General features: G+C 73.8%; 16 protein-coding genes and 1 pseudogene. 4 read left to right on the top strand and 13 right to left on the bottom strand.

The annotated features are described in order from the left end of the window. From PAI11_RS07765 to PAI11_RS26930, 7 genes and pseudogenes are all read right to left on the bottom strand, one after another. Positions 1-270, bottom strand: a pseudogene (locus PAI11_RS07765) (hypothetical protein); the annotation flags it as partial. Between the two features lie 102 nt (positions 271-372). Further along, complete coding sequence (gene ribH / locus PAI11_RS07760; protein ID WP_007572703.1) at positions 373-822, bottom strand: 6,7-dimethyl-8-ribityllumazine synthase; 450 nt, start codon at positions 820-822, stop codon at positions 373-375. Beyond that, the gene (locus PAI11_RS07755; RefSeq protein WP_007572702.1) at positions 819-2,150 is read right to left on the bottom strand and encodes a bifunctional 3,4-dihydroxy-2-butanone-4-phosphate synthase/GTP cyclohydrolase II; all 1,332 of its coding nucleotides are present in this window, start codon (positions 2,148-2,150) and stop codon (positions 819-821) included. Before PAI11_RS07755 ends, ribH begins: the two co-directional genes overlap by 4 nt. Next, entirely contained in the window at positions 2,147-2,764 is a 618-nt protein-coding gene (locus PAI11_RS07750) for a riboflavin synthase (protein WP_007572699.1), read from the bottom strand. Before PAI11_RS07750 ends, PAI11_RS07755 begins: the two co-directional genes overlap by 4 nt. Positions 2,765-2,768: 4 nt before the next feature. Then, the gene (gene ribD / locus PAI11_RS07745; RefSeq protein WP_007572697.1) at positions 2,769-3,893 is read right to left on the bottom strand and encodes a bifunctional diaminohydroxyphosphoribosylaminopyrimidine deaminase/5-amino-6-(5-phosphoribosylamino)uracil reductase RibD; all 1,125 of its coding nucleotides are present in this window, start codon (positions 3,891-3,893) and stop codon (positions 2,769-2,771) included. Between the two features lie 58 nt (positions 3,894-3,951). Beyond that, positions 3,952-5,841, bottom strand: coding sequence for an ArnT family glycosyltransferase (locus PAI11_RS07740; protein WP_007572695.1), 1,890 nt, complete (start codon positions 5,839-5,841; stop codon positions 3,952-3,954). Beyond that, positions 5,842-7,446 (bottom strand): hypothetical protein, encoded by a 1,605-nt coding sequence (locus PAI11_RS26930; protein WP_040599079.1) that lies wholly within the window; start codon positions 7,444-7,446, stop codon positions 5,842-5,844. It lies immediately after the preceding gene. A gap of 238 nt (positions 7,447-7,684) precedes the next feature. Between PAI11_RS26930 and PAI11_RS07730 the strand changes: the two genes are divergently transcribed. The 4 genes from PAI11_RS07730 to PAI11_RS07715 are packed head-to-tail and all read left to right on the top strand — an operon-like array spanning position 7,685 to position 11,206. Continuing rightward, positions 7,685-8,746 (top strand): glycosyltransferase family 2 protein, encoded by a 1,062-nt coding sequence (locus tag PAI11_RS07730; protein WP_007572689.1) that lies wholly within the window; start codon positions 7,685-7,687, stop codon positions 8,744-8,746. Next, the gene (locus PAI11_RS07725) at positions 8,743-9,405 is read left to right on the top strand and encodes a class I SAM-dependent methyltransferase (RefSeq protein ID WP_007572687.1); all 663 of its coding nucleotides are present in this window, start codon (positions 8,743-8,745) and stop codon (positions 9,403-9,405) included. The genes PAI11_RS07730 and PAI11_RS07725 overlap by 4 nt, the downstream gene beginning before the upstream one ends. A gap of 39 nt (positions 9,406-9,444) precedes the next feature. Continuing rightward, a complete protein-coding gene (locus PAI11_RS07720; RefSeq protein ID WP_007572685.1) occupies positions 9,445-10,899 on the top strand; it encodes a hypothetical protein in 1,455 nt (484 codons plus the stop codon). A 55-nt stretch (positions 10,900-10,954) separates the two neighbouring features. Further along, the gene (locus PAI11_RS07715; RefSeq protein WP_007572683.1) at positions 10,955-11,206 is read left to right on the top strand and encodes a DUF1653 domain-containing protein; all 252 of its coding nucleotides are present in this window, start codon (positions 10,955-10,957) and stop codon (positions 11,204-11,206) included. A gap of 137 nt (positions 11,207-11,343) precedes the next feature. Here PAI11_RS07715 and PAI11_RS07710 read toward each other — a convergent pair whose 3' ends face one another. The 6 genes from PAI11_RS07710 to PAI11_RS07685 form a co-directional block, all read right to left on the bottom strand. Continuing rightward, complete coding sequence (locus PAI11_RS07710) at positions 11,344-11,772, bottom strand: hypothetical protein (RefSeq protein WP_138974160.1); 429 nt, start codon at positions 11,770-11,772, stop codon at positions 11,344-11,346. Between the two features lie 224 nt (positions 11,773-11,996). Continuing rightward, entirely contained in the window at positions 11,997-14,546 is a 2,550-nt protein-coding gene (locus tag PAI11_RS07705; protein ID WP_040599077.1) for an ABC transporter permease, read from the bottom strand. After that, positions 14,546-15,298 carry an ABC transporter ATP-binding protein gene (locus PAI11_RS07700; RefSeq protein ID WP_040599075.1) on the bottom strand — a complete coding sequence of 251 codons (753 nt, stop codon included), beginning with the start codon at positions 15,296-15,298 and terminating at the stop codon, positions 14,546-14,548. The genes PAI11_RS07705 and PAI11_RS07700 overlap by 1 nt, the downstream gene beginning before the upstream one ends. Before the next feature lie 243 nt (positions 15,299-15,541). Continuing rightward, positions 15,542-16,258 carry a ribulose-phosphate 3-epimerase gene (gene rpe / locus PAI11_RS07695; protein WP_007572675.1) on the bottom strand — a complete coding sequence of 239 codons (717 nt, stop codon included), beginning with the start codon at positions 16,256-16,258 and terminating at the stop codon, positions 15,542-15,544. Positions 16,259-16,277: 19 nt separating this feature from the next. Beyond that, positions 16,278-16,496, bottom strand: a complete 219-nt coding sequence (locus PAI11_RS07690; protein ID WP_007572672.1) for a YfgJ family double zinc ribbon protein — start codon at positions 16,494-16,496, stop codon at positions 16,278-16,280. Positions 16,497-16,568: 72 nt separating this feature from the next. Next, on the bottom strand, positions 16,569-17,848 hold a 1,280-nt coding region (locus PAI11_RS07685), incomplete at its 5' end, for a transcription antitermination factor NusB (RefSeq protein WP_050897161.1).

The following is a 17,848-nucleotide window of genomic DNA, read 5'->3' as shown; positions in this document are numbered from 1 at the left end:
GACCCGGTCGGCGAGCCGCGCGGGCTGGCGCAGGCGGACCGGCGACGGCGTCGCGTCCGGCAGCGGCGGCTCGCTGCCGCCCCCTCCGGGCCGCGGACCGGCGACCCGCGGAACGCCTGGGCCTCCCCCGCCGCCGTCGTCTCCGGCGTCGCGCCACCAGCTGCGCAGCTCCTCGCGCGCGCCCTTCGGCATCAGCCGCCAGCCCAGGAAGGCCCCGCCCACCGCGTGCGGCAGGAAGATCACGAGCAGTGCGACAGCCTCGCCGTCCACGACACCGATGCTACCGCCGTCGGGGGCGCCTGCCTACGGTCGTCGGCCGACGGCTCCGGCGGGCGTCGCGACGACCGCCGGACCCCGCGCGACGCGGCCGGCTCAGGCCCCGGCGAGGCTCCGCCGGATCCGCTGCAGCGCCAGCACCGCGTCGGCGGCATGGCGGCCGGAATCACGCTTGTCGCCACCCGATCGCGCCAGCGCCTGGTCCATGCTGTCGACGGTCAGGACGCCGAACGCCGCCGGCACGCCGGTGCTCAGCTGGACGTCCTGGATCCCCCGCGCCGCCTCGCCGCAGACGTAGTCGTAGTGGTCGGTCTCGCCGCGGATCACGGCGCCGACGCAGGCGACGCCGTCGTAGCGCCCGGTCTCGGCCAGGTACTTGGCCGCCAGCGGCAGCTCGAAGGCGCCCGGGACCTCGAAGACGTCCGCCGGGCCGTCGGCCGCGAGCGGGCCCTCGGCCTCGGCGAAGGCGGCCTGGGCGCCGGCGATCAGCCGGTCGGCGAGGTCGCGGTAGAACGTGGCCGCGACGATCGCGTAGCGGGCGCTCACGCCGACGCCCCCGGCTCGTCGGCGGCGTGCGGGTCGGGAGCGCCCGCGGTGTCGCGCTCGTGCTCCTCCTGGAGCATCTGGCTGTCCAGGTCGAGGCCCTGGTGATGGAGGATGTGCCCCATCTTCTCCTGCTTCGTCCGCAGGTAGGCCTCGTTGTGCGGGTTGGCGGCGTGCTGGATCGGCACCTGCTCGCTGACCGACAGGCCGTAGCCCTCGAGGCCGCGGATCTTCTTCGGGTTGTTGGTCAGGATCCGGATCGAGCTGAGCCCCAGGTCGACGAGGATCTGGGCCCCGATGCCGTAGTCGCGCAGGTCGGCCGGCAGCCCCAGCTTGAGGTTGGCGTCGACGGTGTCGTAGCCCTGCTCCTGCAGCTTGTAGGCGCGGAGCTTGTTCAGCAGGCCGATCCCGCGCCCCTCCTGGGAGAGGTACAGCAGGACGCCCTGGCCGGCCTCCTCGATCATCGCCAGCGCCGACTCCAGCTGCTCGCCGCAGTCGCAGCGCAGCGAGTGGAAGACGTCGCCGGTCAGGCACTCCGAGTGGACCCGGACGAGCACGTCCTGCTCGCCGTCGACGTCGCCCTTGACCAGCGCGACGTGGTGCTTGTCGTCGACCAGCGAGCGGTAGCCGATCGCGGTGAAGTCGCCGAAGCCGGTCGGCAGCTGGATGTCGACGACCCGCTCCACCAGCCGGTCGTGCTTGCGGCGATAGGCGATCAGGTCGGCGACGGTGATCATCCGCAGGCCGTGGCGCTCGGCGTAGGGGATCAGGTCCGGCACCCGGGCCATCGTCCCGTCGTCGTTCATGATCTCGCAGATCACGCCGGACGGGTTGAGCCCGGCCAGCCGCGCCAGGTCGACCGACGCCTCGGTCTGGCCGGTGCGCTCGAGCACGCCGCCCGGCTTGGCCTTGAGCGGGAAGACGTGGCCGGGCACGACGACGTCGCGGGGGCCCGACATCGGGTCGATCGCGACCTTGATCGTCTGCGCGCGGTCGCCGGCGCTGATCCCGGTCGTGACGCCCTCGCGGGCCTCGATCGAGAGCGTGAAGGCGGTCTCGAACGGCGACTCGTTCTTGGCCGCCATCAGGTCGAGGCCGAGCTCGTCGCAGCGCTCCGGGGTCAGCGAGAGGCAGATCAGGCCGCGCCCCTCCTTGGCCATGAAGTTGATCGCGGCGGCGTCGGCGAACTCCGAGGCGATGACGAGGTCGCCCTCGTTCTCGCGGTCCTCGTCGTCGCAGACGATCACCATCTTGCCCTGGCGGATGTCCTCGATCGCGTCCTCGACGAGATCGAACGGCTTGTCCAGTGTGCGGGGGGCGGTCTCGCTCACGAGCGGTCCTTTCCGGTGAGCAGCTTCTCGACGTGCTTGGCCAGCACGTCCACTTCCAGGTTGACGGGATCCCCCGGTCCGACGCGGCCGAGCGTGGTCCGCTCGAGCGTCTCGGGGATCAGGGAGACCTCGATCCAGGTCTCGTCGATCGCGGAGACGGTCAGCGACACGCCGTCGATCGTGATCGAGCCCTTCTCGACGACGTAGCGCAGCAGCGCCGGGTCCTCGGGGGCGATCCGGACCACGCGCGAGAAGCCGTCGGGGCGGGTCTCCACGACCCGGCCGGTGGCGTCGACGTGGCCCTGCACGATGTGGCCGCCGAAGCGGTCGCCGGCGGCCATCGCCAGCTCCAGGTTGACGCGGGCGCCGGCCGTGGCCGCCGCCGAGAGGCTCGTCCGGCGCAGCGACTCGTTCATGACCTCGGCCTGGAACGACGGGACGCCGTCGCCGCCGTCGGACTCGCCGACGGCGGTCAGGCAGCAGCCGTTGACCGAGATCGAGTCGCCGGGGCGCAGCTCTCCCGCGAGCGGCGTGGCGACGCGCAGGCGCACCCCGTCGACGGTCTCCTCGACCGCCTCGACGGTCCCGAGGTCCTGGACGATGCCGGTGAACACGCGCCTACCACTCCTTCAGTCGAGCGATGGTCAAGAGGTCGTCGCCGATCGGCTCGCGGGTGATCTCGACCGGCCTGGCGGCGTCGGCGATCCGCTCGACGCCCTCGCCGCCGAGGATCCCCGGGGCCTGGCGGCCGCCGAGCAGGATCGGGGCGACGAACATCCGCAGCTCGTCGATCTCGCCCGCGTCGAAGAACGCGCCGGCCAGGTGCGAGCCGCCCTCGAGCATCAGCGAGGTGACCTCGCGCTGGCCGAGCTCCTCGAGCCCGGCGCGGACGCGCCCGTGCTCGTTCTGGCCCGAGACGACGATCACCTCGACGCCGGACGCGCGCAGGGCGTCGGTCGCCGAGCGGCTGGCGGCGCGGCTGGCGATCACGGTCACGGGCGCCTCGGCGACCGAGGCCACCAGCTTGCCGTCGAGCGGCAGCCGCGCCTCGGAGTCGAAGACGACGCGCGTCGGCTGGCGCGGGACGTCGGGCACGCGGGCCGTCAGCTGCGGGTCGTCGGCCAGCGCGGTCCCGATCCCGACGACGACCGCGTCGACCTCGGCCCGCCAGCCGTGGGCCAGGTCGCGCGACGGCCCGCCGCTGATCCAGCGCGAGTCGCCGGCGTGGGTCGCCAGCCGGCCGTCGAGGCTCGAGGCGGTCTTCAGCATCACCCACGGGATGCCGGTCCTGGCGTGCTTGCGGAAGGGCTGGTTCTGGAGCCGGGCCGCGCGGCCGGCGTCGGATCCCGGAGCGGCCACGTCGACCTGGACGCCCTCGTCGCGGAGGATCCCGAGGCCGCGGCCAGAGGCCTTGGCGGAGGGGTCGTCGGAGGCGACCACGACCCGCCGCAGGCCGGCGGCGAGGATCGCCTCGGTGCAGGGCGGGGTGCGGCCGGTGTGGCAGCACGGCTCGAGCGAGACGTGGATCGTGGCGCCGGTCAGGTCGGCACCGCCGCAGGCGGCGATCGCGGCGACCTCGGCGTGCGGGCCGCCGGCCTTGGCGTGCCAGCCCTCGCCGAGCGTCTGGCCGTCGCGGGTGACGACCGCGCCGACGAGCGGGTTGGGGCTGACGTGACGGCGGCCGCGCTCGGCCAGCTCCACCGTCCGGCCCAGGAGGGCCTCGTCGCGCGCATCGATCGGCATCGGCCCCGAAGGATAGGGAGCGCACCCCTCCGCCCCCGGCCAGCCTGCCCGGCCGGCGTCAGCCGCCGCTCGGAGCGCCGGTCGCCGCCGCCGCGGACGCGGCTCCGGCGGCCGCCCTCGGCGCGCAGCCGCCGCCGCGCAGCCGGTAGACGATCATCGTCGCCCCGGGCCGCTCGTAGGCCCGCGGGTAGTAGTCGAACGAGAAGTCGAAGTCGAAGTCGACCGGGTCGGCGCCCGGCCTGTAGGGCGATGCCTCGAAGACCTTCGCCGCCCGCCGCTCCAGCTCGCGGTAGTAGGCGATCGCGCGCGGCGCCTTGGCGGGCTCGACCTCGGCCCGCCCGCGCTGGGTCGAGCCGGTGATCACCCAGCAGTAGCCGCGCCGCTCGTATTCGTCGATCAGCGCCGGGTAGAGCGACCGCTCGTAGTCCTCGAGGTAGACCGGCACGCCCGGCTTGGGCACCGGGCGGCCCTCGAAGTCCTGCATGCTGCGGCTGAACGAGTAGCGCTGCCAGCGCTGGCCGTCGCTGCGGTCGCTCGGATGGCCGGGGTCCGACAGCCACTCGGTCGGCACCACCGGCTCGAGCACGATCTTCTCGCCGGCGGGGATGTGGCGGACCATCCAGTCGCGGGTCTCGTTGCGGGTGTCGCGCTTGGACAGCACCGCGCCGACGTGGACGCTGGCCAGCAGGCCCTGGCCGCAGAGCAGGATCCCGCCGACGATCAGCGCCACGTGGCGCAGGTCCGGCCGCCGCTCGGCGCACCAGCCGACGACCCGGGCGACCCCGTAGCCGGCCAGCAGCGCCAGCATCGGGTAGACCGGCAGCATCCAGCGGGCGAAGAAGCGGCCCTGGGTGCTCATGAAGAGCAGGAACAGCAGCGGCGCCGGCAGCAGCACCAGCAGCACCCGCCGCTCGTCGCGCCAGAGCGGCGCCAGCGCCCCGAGCGCCGCGACCAGCGGCACCACCCCCAGCCCCCAGGTCAGCGTCCAGGCGTAGAAGACGAGGCCGTTGTCCTCGGTCATCCCGAGCTTGTCGGTGGTCCCCGCGCCGGCGCCCGAGGACTGGTGCGCGATCCCGAACCAGAAGTTGTCGAAGTCCAGCAGCGCGTACGGGTTGGCGGCGACGAACCCGATCGCGAAGGTCACCAGCGCCAGCATCATCCCCCGCATCGCCGGCACCCGACCGCCGGGCTGGGCGGCCTGGACGGCCGCCGCGGCGACCAGCGGCAGGAGCACGATCCCGCCGGTGTACTTGACCGCGGCGGCGAGCCCGACGGCGATCCCGGCCACCAGGTAGTCGCGGTCGCGGCCGAGCCGCAGGACCCCCGCCGCCGCCCACAGCCCGAGGGCGATCGGCGCGACCGTCGGCGCGTCGTTGAGCGCCAGGTGGCCGTAGAAGACCGGCAGGAAGGCGACCGACAGCGTCGCCGCCGCCAGCAGGCCGGTGCGGCGGTCCAGCAGCCGCGTGCCGGCCAGGTAGATCAGCCAGACCGAGGAGACCCCCAGCAGCGCCGACGCGACCCGGCCGACGATGATCACGCTGCCGGGATCGGACGAGTAGGCCGACCAGACCTGGTCGGCGCCGCCGAACCGCAGCCACAGCAGCAGGTGGGTGGCGTACGTGAAGCCCGGCGGGTTGACGAAGTAGTGCGGGTTGAGGTCGCCGCGGAACATGCCGACGGCCTGGGGCAGGAAGTGCCCGTTCTCGTCGGCGTTGTAGGCCCACGGCAGGCCGTGGCTGGCGCCCCAGAGCCGCAGCACCAGGCCGCCGAGGACCAGCAGCCCGACGGCGATGCCCCAGCGCAGCCGCTCGGAGCCGGGCAGCCGCCCGCCCCAGGCGTCGTCCTTGACCGGCCCCGGCGGGTCGCCGGCCGGCGACCCGCCCGCCGCCGGCGGCAGAACCCCGCTCACGCGCTCCCGCAGGCGCCCGATCCGGGACGGGACGTCCATCTAGGACCCGACAGCCCCCGGGCAACGGGCGTAGACGGCGTAGTGGGTGCTGGTCGCGATCCGGCGGAAGCCCGGCAGCGCGATCGCGTCGAACGGCTTGTCGATGTTCTCGAAGACGACCGCCTGGCGGACCAGGGCCTGGCGGGACGTCGGCAGCAGCAGCACGCCGCTGCGCGGGTTGCCGCCCTTCGCCGCGTCGGGGACGGCGCGCCGGGCCGCGTCGCGGTCGACGCTCGACTGCGACTTCGGCTTCGCCTTCAGGTCGCCCAGCAGCGAGCGCGGCAGGACCTTCGCCGCCGACGCGTCGAGCACCCAGCGGCTGTCCGGCACCAGCTTGTGGTTCGGCGTCCAGAGCGGCCCGCAGCGCAGCGCGCGGCGGACCTGCGGCTGGTCGAGGACCTCGACCAGGTCGTGGTGGGCGTCGCCGCGGAAGCGCAGGTCGTTGTCGATCACCGTCGGGTCGACGTTGCCGATCCCGACGATCACCGTGCCGATCGCGGCCAGGATCGCGCCGCGCGACCACCATCGCCGCAGGCCGCCGGCCGGCAGCATCGTCCAGCCGACGAGCACGAAGGCGGCGAAGACCAGCAGCACGACCGCCGGCACCAGCAGGTAGCGGTCGATCACGGAGAAGCCGCCGACGCCGATCGCCAGGAAGGTCGCGACGCCGGCGACCAGCAGCGTCAGCGCCATCCCGAGCCGCCGCGGAACGACGATCGCGGCCCCCACCAGCCCGACCAGGCCGGCGATGAACAGCGGCAGCCCGTCGAGCGACTTGAGGAACGAGATCGTCGCCATCGGCATCTCGAGCGGCCCGCGGGTCCGGCCGAGCTCCTCGGCCAGGCCCGAGGTGTGCTGGAGCGAGAACAGCGGCTGGCCGGTGACCACGTAGTCGGTGGCCACCCAGATCAGGGTCGGGACGACGCTGGCGGCGAGCCACAGCAGGCCGCGGCGCGTGAGCGCGTTGCGCCAGTGGACCCGGCCCGCGGTCGGAGAGCCGCCGTCGTGCGGCCCGATCGCCATCCAGAGCCCGTAGAGGCCGCACAGCACCCAGGCCTCCGGCCGCAGCAGGCCGCCGAGCCCGAGCAGCAGCAGGACCGGCCAGCCGCGCCGGGTCCGGCGCGCCTCGAGCACCGCCGCCCAGACCACCAGCGCCATGTAGGTGACGTCCAGGTAGCCGCGGACCGCCAGCAGGATCAGGTCCCAGTTGACGACCAGCAGGGCGCCGGCGACCAGGCCGACCCAGCGGTTGAAGGCGACCTTGCCGAGCTGGTACATCCCGGCGGCGAGCGCCGCCACCGACGCCATCGCCGCGAACACGAGGATCCGGTCGACGTCGCGACCGAACGGCGTCAGCCCCATCCCGAAGAGGATCGCCAGCGGGTGCTCGGTCGGGGCCCGGAAGGCGTCGAAGACCGGCGCCTGGCCGTCCCACAGCTCCCGCGCCCACAGCAACGCGTAGTAGCTGTCGTAGTTCGGGTACGTCGGGTACGCGACGAAGATGACCAGCAGCCCCGCGCAGAGCGCGAGGAACGCGACGGACGGCACGCGGTCGGCCAGGCGGTTGGGAAGCGTGTCGTCGGGGCGGGCCAAGGTGTGCAGCATGCCGTACCGGCGAGGGCGAGCGTGCCGTGGTTCGCGCGCCTCTGGAATACTCGCCCCTGCTCACGGTGGAAATGCGACGTCCCAGGGCCCGGCGATCCGGGTCCGCGCGGGCCGTGTCGGCAGGACGCATGAGCGATCACGACCGCCAGGTCCACGCGGGCGTCGACCCTTCCGACGGGTCGCCGTCGAACCCCCGGCGAACCAGCAGCCCTGCAGCGCCCGACCTTCGGCGAAGCCCATGAAGCTGATCATCCAGATTCCCTGTTTCAACGAGGAGCAGACGCTCCCGATCGCCCTCGCCGACCTCCCACGCGAGGTCCCCGGGTTCGACACGGTCGAGTGGCTCGTGATCGACGACGGCTCGGTCGATCGGACGGTCGAGGTCGCCCGCGCGGGCGGCGTCGACCACATCGTCAAGCTGACCAACAACCGCGGCCTCGCCGCGGGCTTCCAGGCCGGGCTCGACGCCTGCCTGAAGCTCGGCGCCGACGTGATCGTCAACACCGACGCCGACAACCAGTACGACGCCTCGTACATCCCGGCGCTGGTCAAGCCGATCGTCGACGGCGCCGCGGACATGGTCGTCGGCGACCGCCAGGTCCACACGATCGAGCACTTCTCGCCGCTCAAGGTGCGGCTGCAGAAGCTCGGCTCGGCCGTCGTCCGGCGGGCGTCGGAGACCGACATCGCCGACGCGACCTCCGGCTTCCGCGCCTACAACCGCGAGGCCGCGATCCAGCTGGCGGTCGTCTCGCGCTTCACCTACACGCTCGAGTCGCTGATCCAGGCCGGCAAGCTGCTGGTCGCCACGACCCACGTCCCGGTCGGCACCAACGAGAAGCTGCGCGAGTCGCGGCTGTTCCCCTCGATGGGCGCCTACGTCCGGCGCAACACCGTCTCGATCTTCCGGATCTACGCCCAGTACGAGCCGATGCGGGTGTTCTTCACCCTCGCCGTCTTCCTGTTCGTGCTCGCGCTGGTGCCGTGGGTCCGGTTCTTCGTCAGCTGGGTCCAGGGCGAGGGCGCCGGGCACGTGCAGTCGCTGATCTTCGGCGGCGTGCTCTTCACCGCGGCGGTGATGGTCGGCGCGCTGGCGGTGATCGGCGACCTGCTGCACGGCCAGCGGATGCTGACCCAGCGGGTCTTCGAGCGCGTGCGCCGGATCGAGCTGCAGTTGGGCGTGCCGCCGAGCCACTACGAGCCCGGGGCCCACCCGACCGGCCAGGAGGCCACGACCGGCGCCCACGCGGGCCCGGGCGGTTCCCATTCCACCGAAGAGCGCGAGGCGATCCGACCGTGAGCACCCCCGAGAAGACGCGCGGCACCGGCGGCGCGCCGGTCACGACCAGCGACGACGGGATCGTCACCGGCAACACGTACGACAAGTACGGCTCGACCAACCCCGTCGTCCGGAAGCTGATGGCCGGGTTCGAGAGCAACCTCGCCGCCCTCTTCACCCGCGCGGCCCCGGAGAGTCTGCTCGACGTCGGCTGCGGCGAGGGCGTCCTGGTCCACGAGTGGGCGCTGCAGCTGGGCGACAAGCGCGTGGTCGGGCTCGACCTCGAGGAGCCGTCGATCCAGGCCGGCTGGGCCCAGCGCCAGGCGCCGAACCTCGAGTACAAGATCATGCGGGCGGAGAACCTGCCGTTCGCCGACGACGAGTTCGACGTCGCCTCGGCGATCGAGGTCCTCGAGCACGTTCCCGATCCCGAGCACACGGTCGCCGAGATGGCGCGCGTCGCGCGTCGCTGGCTGCTGGTGTCGGTCCCCCGCGAGCCGCTCTGGCGCGCCGTCAACATGGCGCGCGGGGCCTACGTCAAGGACCTGGGCAACACGCCCGGCCACCTCAACCACTGGTCGACCCAGTCGTTCAAGCGGCTGCTGAGCCAGCACGGCGAGGTCGTCGAGGTCCGCAAGCCGTTCCCCTGGACGCAGCTGCTCGTCCGCGTCGGGGACTGAGCCCGTCCCCCGGTCGGCGGTCTCGTCCGGACAGGCCGCGTGAGCGATCGCTCCCCCTACGACCCGGCCGGCCCGGCGCACGTCCCGGCTGGGGCGCTGCCGCCGGATCCGGCGCTCGACCCGTCGGGCGCCGTCGTGGACGAGGCCCTGATCGAGGCGGTCGAGGAGGCCGCCGAGGGGCACGGCTCCTACGCCCGCGGGGCGCGGATCCTGTCGATCGGGATCGCCTCGACCGGGCTCCTGACCTTCGCCTTCTTCGCCGCCGGCTCGCACGCGCTCGGCGAGGAGCGCTACAACGCCGTCGCCTTCCTGTGGTCGGTCCTGTTCGTCGCGATGTCGGTCATGTACCGGCCGGTCGAGCAGCTGCTGTCGCGGACGATCGCGACCGCCCGCGCACGCGGCGAGGAGCACCCGTCGCTGCGCGAGCCGCTGCTGCTGCAGGCCGGCTTCGCGGTCGCCCTGCTGATCGGCGCGTTCGCGGCACGGGACTTCCTCGAGGGGCCCAGCCGGCTCGGCGACGGAGGCCTGTTCTGGGTCCTGATCGGGGCGTCGGCGGCCTACGCCGCCAGCTACTTCGCCCGCGGGTTCGTGGCCGGCCATCAGTGGTTCGGCCTCTACGGCGGTCTCGTCCTCTTCGAGTCGCTGGCGCGGATCCTGTTCCCGATCGGGGTCCTGATGGGGATCGCGAGCGGCCAGATCGCGGTCGCGCTCGGGATCCTCGCGGCTCCGCTGGCGTCGCTGGCCGTGGTGCCGTGGGCGATCCGCGGGGCGCATTCGCGGCTGCAGGTCGACGCGGCGGCCCGGGCCGCCGAGGCCGACGACGACGACGGCGCCGCGCCCGGCCGCTCGGCGGCCGGCGGCGGCGCGCTGCTCGCCGGCGGCGGCTTCGCGGTCGCCGTCGCGCTGATCCAGCTGGGCGAGCAGACGCTGGTCAACGCCGGCGCGCTGCTGGCCGACGACAAGGTCCTGACCGGCGTGATCTTCAACGCGCTGCTCGTCACGCGGGCGCCGCTGCAGCTCTTCCAGGCGATCCAGACCTCGCTCCTCCCCCATCTGTCCCAGCTCGACGCCACCAGCGACCGCGAGGCGTTCTCGCGCGCGATCCGGCTCACCGTGCTGGCGATCGTCGGCTTCGCCGGCAGCGTCGCCGTCGGCCTGCTGCTCCTGGGCCCGTGGGCGATGGGGGTCGTCTTCGACTCCCAGCACGACTATGGCCGCGTCGGCCTGGCCGTGGTCGCGATCGGCATGGGCGCCCACCTGATCGCGGGCACCCTCAACCAGGCCGCCCTCGCGCGGGGCCACGCGGCCGCGGCCGCCGCCGCCTGGCTCAGCTCGGCCGCGCTCTTCGTCGCCTGGATGCTGGCGGCCCCGGTCGACGACAAGCTCGTCCGGGCCGAGGTCGGTTACGGCGCCGTCGCGCTGGTCCTCTGCGGGCTGCTCTACCTGGTCTACCGGCGGCCGTCGTCGACGTCGACGGCGCCGGCGGTCGGGTAGCGGTCGAACGTCAGGACGGTGGCGCCCCGCGCCCGACTGCCACCATCCGACGACGATGAGCCCCGACCGTCCGATCACGCCCGGCCGCTACCGGCACTACAAGGGCCCCGAGTACCAGGTCCTCTTCGAGGCCCGCCACAGCGAGACGGAGGAGCCGCTGGTGGTCTACCGCGCGCTCTACGGCGAGCGCGGGCTGTGGGTCCGGCCGAAGGCGATGTTCGGCGAGACCGTCGACGTCGACGGGGTCTCGCGGCCACGGTTCGCCCTGGTCGAGGCGGACCACGGCCCTTCGCCGTCCACGAGCTGACGCCACACCGTCGGCGCGACGCCACGGACCATGGTTCGGCCCGGGGACGGCGCGGCCCGCTCACGTCGGGGCCGCGCCGTCCCACCTCCCGCGTTCCCGGCCGGCGCCGGGCCCGCGGTCGGGGTCGGCCGAGGGGGCTAGAGCACCGGCACCTGGTTGACGTTGATCGCCGGCGCGTGGGCCTTCGACGACTGGAACGTCGCGTTGCCGGCGTAGGAGGCGTCCCAGCCGAGCTGCAGGACCGACGCCAGGATGTTGGCGAGATCGCCGGGGCAGACGAAGCCACCGACGGCGTCGGTGGTCGGCTTGCAGACGGTGATCAGGCCGTTGCCGATCGTGATCTTGACCTGCTGTCCGGCGATCGAGGCCCCGTTGCCCCGCTGCGTCAGGCGACCGCGGAACTCCAGCGGCACCCGCAGCGTGGTCGGCCCGAAGACCAGCACCGACGGCTGGACCGTCAGGGTCGTGGCGATCGTCGGCGCCGCCGACGCCGACGACGTGATCCCGAGAGCCGCGAACGCCGTCGCAAGCGCGACGGCGGTACCACGCATGAACCTCTTGGACATGAAGTCCCCCTTGTGGGCACGCGACTCCCATCGAGCCGCGAACGTTGGTTGGTCAGGGCGCTCGCGACGGCGGGGGACCAGACCGCACGCGCGCCTCGCCCTGAACGGTAGCGCGCTGGAACGGCCGACGCCAAGCGATCCTGTGAACGTCGTGCGACCGCGGACGAACGATCGGGCAGCCACCAGGGACGCCCGACCGACCGTCCACGGCCACGGCCACGGCGTCATTCGTCGCCGATCGCCACCAGCACGTCGATCCTGGCCGCCCGTCGCGCCGGCGGTCGCGCCGCCAGCACGCCCGCCAGGCCGGCGAGCACCACCAGGATCACGATCGAGACGATCGGCACCGTCAGGGCGAAGCCGTCGATCGTCACCCCGACCGCGGTCGCCAGCACGAAGCCGAGCACGACGCCCAGCGTCGCCCCGAGCAGCGCCGTGATCAGGGCCTCGACGGTCACCATCCGCCGCACCTGGCGCTGGGTGGCGCCGACCGCGCGCAGCAGGCCGATCTCGCGGATCCGCTCGGCGATCGACAGCGAGAGCGTGTTGACGATCCCGAAGAACGCCACGATCACCGACAGCGCCAGCAGCGCGTAGACCATCATCAGCAGCTGGTCGACCTGCTTGGTCTGGGTGCCGATCCAGTCGTCCTTGGACTGCACCTCGGCGCCCGGGTAGTCGCGTTGGAGCGACCGCTCCAGCTCCTGCGGGCGCTCGTCGGTCCGCACCAGGACGAACGCCGGACGGGGATCGGCCAGCCGGCGCGCGGTCGCCGTCGAGACCCACGAGCCGTCCATCGTGAAGCCCGCGTCGGCGATCACGCCGATCACGCGCAGCTGCTGCCGGCGGGTGTTGGCCCCGGTCACGACGATCGTCCCGCCGGTCGTGGCCCGCAGCTTCTCGGCATCGCCCTCGCCGAGCAGGACCTCGCCCGGGCCGGGGTCGCGGACCTGCCGTCCGTCGGCCGTGTGCAGCCGCAGGAGCCCCTGGTCGAAGACGCCGGGATCGGCCAGGTTCAGCGACATCTGCTCGCCCCCGGCCTTGACCGAGACGAAGCTCATCGCCCCGGCGGCGCGCACGGCCGGATCGCGCCGCAGCACGGCCGGGAGCTCCGGCGGCAGCGACGACATGCCGCCGTCGCGGCTCTGGACGACGACCGGGGCGTCGACCGCCTGCTCCAGGTCGCCCCGCAGCGTCTCGCGCATGCCCGAGGCGAAGACGGTGGCGAACACCATCAGCGCCAGGCCGACCATCAGCGCGGCCGCGGTGACGGCGGTGCGACCGGGCTGGCGGACCGCGTTGTCGCGCGCCAGCCGGCCGGGCAGGCCGAAGATCCGCGTCATCGGACCGCCGACCAGCGCCGCCAGCGGCGCGACCAGGATCGGCGACAGCAGCGCGGTGCCGATGAACAGCAGCGCGGCGCCGACTCCCGCGGCGGCCGACCCGCCGTCGCCGTCGATCGTGCCGGTCACCGCCAGCAGCAGCAGCGCGGTGCCGATCGCCGCCAGCACCGCCCCGGCGATCACGCCGCCCCGTCGCACCCGCCCGCGCGCCGGCGGGGCCGCGGCCTCGCGCAGCGCCTCGACCGGCGGCACCCGGGTCGCCCGGTTGGCCGGCACGAAGCTGGAGATCATCGTCACGAGGATCCCGACGAGCAGCCCGACCACGATCGTCCGCGGGGCGAAGACGGTCGACGTCGACGGGAAGTCGACGCCGAACGACGCCATCAGCGACCGCAGCCCCGGGGCCACGAGCAGGCCGGCCGCGACGCCGACGACGGAGCCGATCACCCCGATCGCCAGCGACTCGCCCAGCACCTGGCGGCGGACCTGCCCGCGGGTCGCGCCGAGCGCCCGCAGCAGCGCGTGCTCGCGCTGGCGCTGGGCGACGGTGATCGAGAAGGTGTTGAAGATCAGGAACGCGCCGACGAAGGTCGCGATCCCCGCGAACACCAGCAGGATCGTGGGCAGGAAGCTCAGGTTGTCCTGGATGTCCTTGGCCTGCTTGCTGGCCTCGGCCTCGCCGGTGCGAACGGTCGCCTCGCCGCCGACCGCCCGGCGGACGCTGGCCTCCAGCTGCTGCGCCGAGACCCCGGGATCGCGCCGGACCGCGACCGTGTTGTAGTAGTTGCGGGGCGTGCGGGAGGCGAGCGCGACCGCGGTCGGCTGGGTCGTGATCGCGACCGTCGCGCCGCCGAACGAGCCGACGCCGTCGAGCTCGACGGTGCCGACGAGCCGCAGCTTCCGCTGCGGCCCCGCCAGCTGCACGGGAACCTCGTCGCCGAGCGCGTAGCCGCCCTTCTCGGCCGCCTTCCGGTCGAGCGCGATCTCGTCGTCCGCTCGCGGCGCGTGGCCGCTGGCGTAGCGGGTGGAGCCGAACCAGTCGGCGTTCGGCTCGTCGCCGGAGAGGACGCCCGGGGCGAATCCGCTGCCGAGCCGATCGCGGCCGTTCTTCTCGAAGACGACCAGCTGCTGGCTGCCGACCACGCCGATCGCCTCGCGGACGCCGTCGGCTCCGCGGACCTTGTCCAGGACGTCGCGCGGCATCTGCGGCGGGTCGCTGCCGAAGCTGTCGACGCCCTGCTCGCTGTTCGGCGTCACGATCACGTCGGCGCCGCGGGTGGTCGCCTGGGTGAGGTTGTCGAAGCTGCGATCGATCGTGTCGGTGTAGACCAGGGTGCCGGAGACCAGCGCGACGCCGAGGACGACGGCCAGCGCCGTCATCAGGGTTCGTCGGACGTGGGACCGCAGCCCCCGCAGCAGGAGGGCGCGCATCAGGCCGTCGGCGTCGGATCGGAGGTCTCGCGCAGGCGCTCGTGGACGTCGTCGGCGCCCCCGGCCGGCCCGTCGTGCACGATCCGCCCGTCCTTCAGCACCAGCAGCCGGTCGGCGAAGCTGGCGGCGTGCGGGTCGTGGGTCACCATCACCACCGACTGCCCGAGCCCGTCGACCGAGTGCCGCAGCAGCCCGAGGATCTCGTCGGACGAGCGCGAGTCGAGGTTGCCGGTCGGCTCGTCGGCGAACACGACCGCGGGCCGGCTGGCGAGCGCGCGGGCGACGGCGACGCGCTGCTGCTGGCCGCCGGAGAGCTCGCTCGGGCGGTGGTGGCGGCGGTCGCCGAGGCCGATCGTGGTCACGAGCTGCTCGAGCCACTCGGGGTCCGGCTCGCGACCGGCGATCGTCAGCGGCAGGAGGATGTTCTCCTCCGCCGTCAGCACCGGCAGCAGGTTGAATGCCTGGAAGACGAAGCCGATCCGGTCGCGTCGCAGCTCGGTCAGGTGGCGATCGTCGAGGTCGGTGATCTCGACGCCGTCGATCGTGACCGTGCCGGCGTCCGCGCGATCGAGCCCGGCGATGCAGTGCATCAAGGTCGACTTGCCGGAGCCCGACGGCCCCATGATCGCGGTCAGCTCGCCGGCGCGGAAGTCGACGGAGACGTCGTCGAGGGCGGTGATGGCCGTCTCACCGCTGCCGTAGGTCTTGGAGAGCCCGGAGGCCTGCACGATCGGGGTTGGCACGGGACTCATCCAACCAGAGGCGAGCCGCCCCGGTGCGGGATCCTGGGGCAATCCCCCGGTCACCCGGGGGAATCCCCCATGCCGGGCGCGGAGCCCGGTCGACGCGATCCGATCCGGTTGCGGGCGCTGGAGCGGCGGGCGGGCGAGCAGGTCGCGGAAGCTCATCGGCCGACCGTACGGCGGCCGCTTGAGGGTTCTCTGACAAGTCCGCCGCGGCGCGGCGCGGACCGCGGAGGCGGGCCCCGCCAGCGCTCAGCCGCGCGGACCCGGGATCCGCTCGGCGACCGCCGCCTGCGCCTCCTGCGCCTTGGCGGTCAGCGCGCGCACGGCCTCGCCCGGGTCGGGCTTCCCGAAGACCGCCGAGCCGGCGACGAAGACGGTGGCGCCGGCGGCCGCGCAGACCCCGATCGTGTCCAGGTCGACGCCGCCGTCGACCTCGATCGGCACGTCGGCGGGCAGCAGCGCGGCCATCCGCTCGATCTTCGCGGGCGACGTGGTGATGAACTTCTGCCCGCCCCACCCCGGGTTGACCGTCATCGCCAGCGCCAGGTCGAGCAGCTCTGCGGTCTCGACCAGCGGGTCGGGCGGCGTGCCGGGGCAGAGCGCCAGGCCCGCCAGGGCGCCCAGCTCGCGCGCCAGGCCGAGCGCGTAGTGCAGCTGCGGCGTCGCCTCGGCGTGAACGGTCAGGACGTCGGCGCCGGCCTTGGCGAAGTCGGCCAGCTGGCGCTCCGGGCGCTCGATCATCAGGTGCACGTCGAGGATCGCGTCGACGCCCTTGAGCGCGTCGACGACGATCGGGCCCATCGTGATCGGCGGGACGAAGTGGCCGTCCATCACGTCGATGTGGACGACGCTGGCCCCGGCCGCGACCACCTCCTCGACCTGGCTGCGCAGCTTCCCGAAGTCGCTGGCGAGGATCGAGGGGGCCACGCCCTTCAGGCGGGCCAGGCGCGGGTCGGTCGTGCTCACAGGCGTGAGGGTAGCGGCGTCACACCTGCACCAGCATCGAGCTGCCGCAGTGGTTGCAGGCCAGCGTCGCGGTCTTCGACATCCGCACGATCGTCGAGTGCTCGCCGCAGTTCGGGCAGACCGAGCGCAGCTCGTAGCGGAGCAGGCAGTTGACGCAGCGATAGCGCCCGGGGAGATTCGTCGGGCGCAGCCACGGCTCGTGACAGCCGGGGCAGCTCAGGCCGAGGTCAACCTCCATGGCCTTGACTATAGGAACTCCTGGGCCGCGACCCCCTCACCCCTCGGCCGAGGTCGCCGGCGGCCGCCGCGATCAGCCGCCGACGGCCGAGATGTAGAAGCCGTCGGTGCCGTCGCGGTGCGGCCAGAGCCGCGTGATCTTCCCCTCGGGCAGGCGCTCCTCGCCCGGGTTCAGCGTGCAGACGCTGTAGACCAGGCGGCCGCCGGGCTTGACGGCCCGCTGGGCGACCTCGAGCAGCCGCCCCTGCAGCCGGCCCAGCTCGGGCAGGTCGCGCTCCTGGACCCGCCAGCGCAGGTCGGGGTGCGAGGCCAGCGTCCCGAGCCCCGAGCAGGGCGCGTCCAGCAGGACCCGGTCGAACGAGCCGGCGGCCAGCTCGACCTCGAGCGCGTCGCCCGAGATCACCTCGACGTTGCCCGCGCCGACCCGCTCGCAGGTCCGCCGCAGCGCCCGGGCCCGGCCGCCGTGCTTCTCGATCGCGACGATCGTCCCCTCGCCGCCCATCAGCGCGGCCATGTGGGTCGTCTTGCCGCCCGGCGCGGCGCAGAGGTCCAGCACCCGCTCGCCCGGCTGCGGGTCGACCGCGCGGGCGGCGCGCATCGAGCCGCGCGACATCGCGACGTAGTGGCCCTCGCGCCAGCCCGGGTCGGCCAGGACGTCGAGGCCGCCGGTCACGCGCCGCGCCTCGGGCAGCGCGTCGTCGAACGGCTCGCCCGGGACCACGATCCCGCCGGCCGGAGCGCCGTCCTCGCCGAGCGGACCGGTCCGCAGCGTGTTGACGCGCAGCACCAGCTCGGTCGGGCGGTTGCCGGCGGCCAGCAGCGCCCGGGTCGGGTTCGGGCCCAGCCACTTCCACCAGCGCTTGACCAGCCACAGCGGGTGGCTGTGGCGGATCGCGGCGCCGTCGGGCGTGTCGTCGGCCGGCAGGCGGAGCTTGCCGCCGTCGTCGTCGATCACCCTCCGGAGGACGGCGTTGACGAGCTTGAAGCCCAGGTTCGGCTTGGCCAGCTCGACCGCCGAGGCGACCGCCGCGCGGTTCGGCGTCCCGTCGCTGAAGAGCAGCTCGTAGAGCCCGATGTGCAGCGCCGCGCGGACCTCGACGTCGAGGTCGCGGTCGACGTGGCGCGAGATCACGTAGTCGAGCGTCAACCGCCGCTGAACGGCCCCGAACGCCAGCCGCTTGGCCTGGGCGCGCTCGCGCGGCGGCAGGTCCCCGGCCGCCCCGTGGAGGGCGCGGTCGGCGAAGGCCCCGTCGCGCAGGACCCGGACGACGACCTGGTGCGCCGCCCGGCGGGCGATGCCGGCGCGGTCCTCGCGGCGCGGGCCGCCCGGCCCGGTGCCCCGGCCGGCGGGGG

The sequence above is a fragment of the Patulibacter medicamentivorans genome (assembly GCF_000240225.1).
Lineage (GTDB): Bacteria > Actinomycetota > Thermoleophilia > Solirubrobacterales > Solirubrobacteraceae > Patulibacter > Patulibacter medicamentivorans.
Note: the sequence above shows the minus strand (reverse complement) of the source record. Positions and strands in the feature narration are given on the sequence as shown.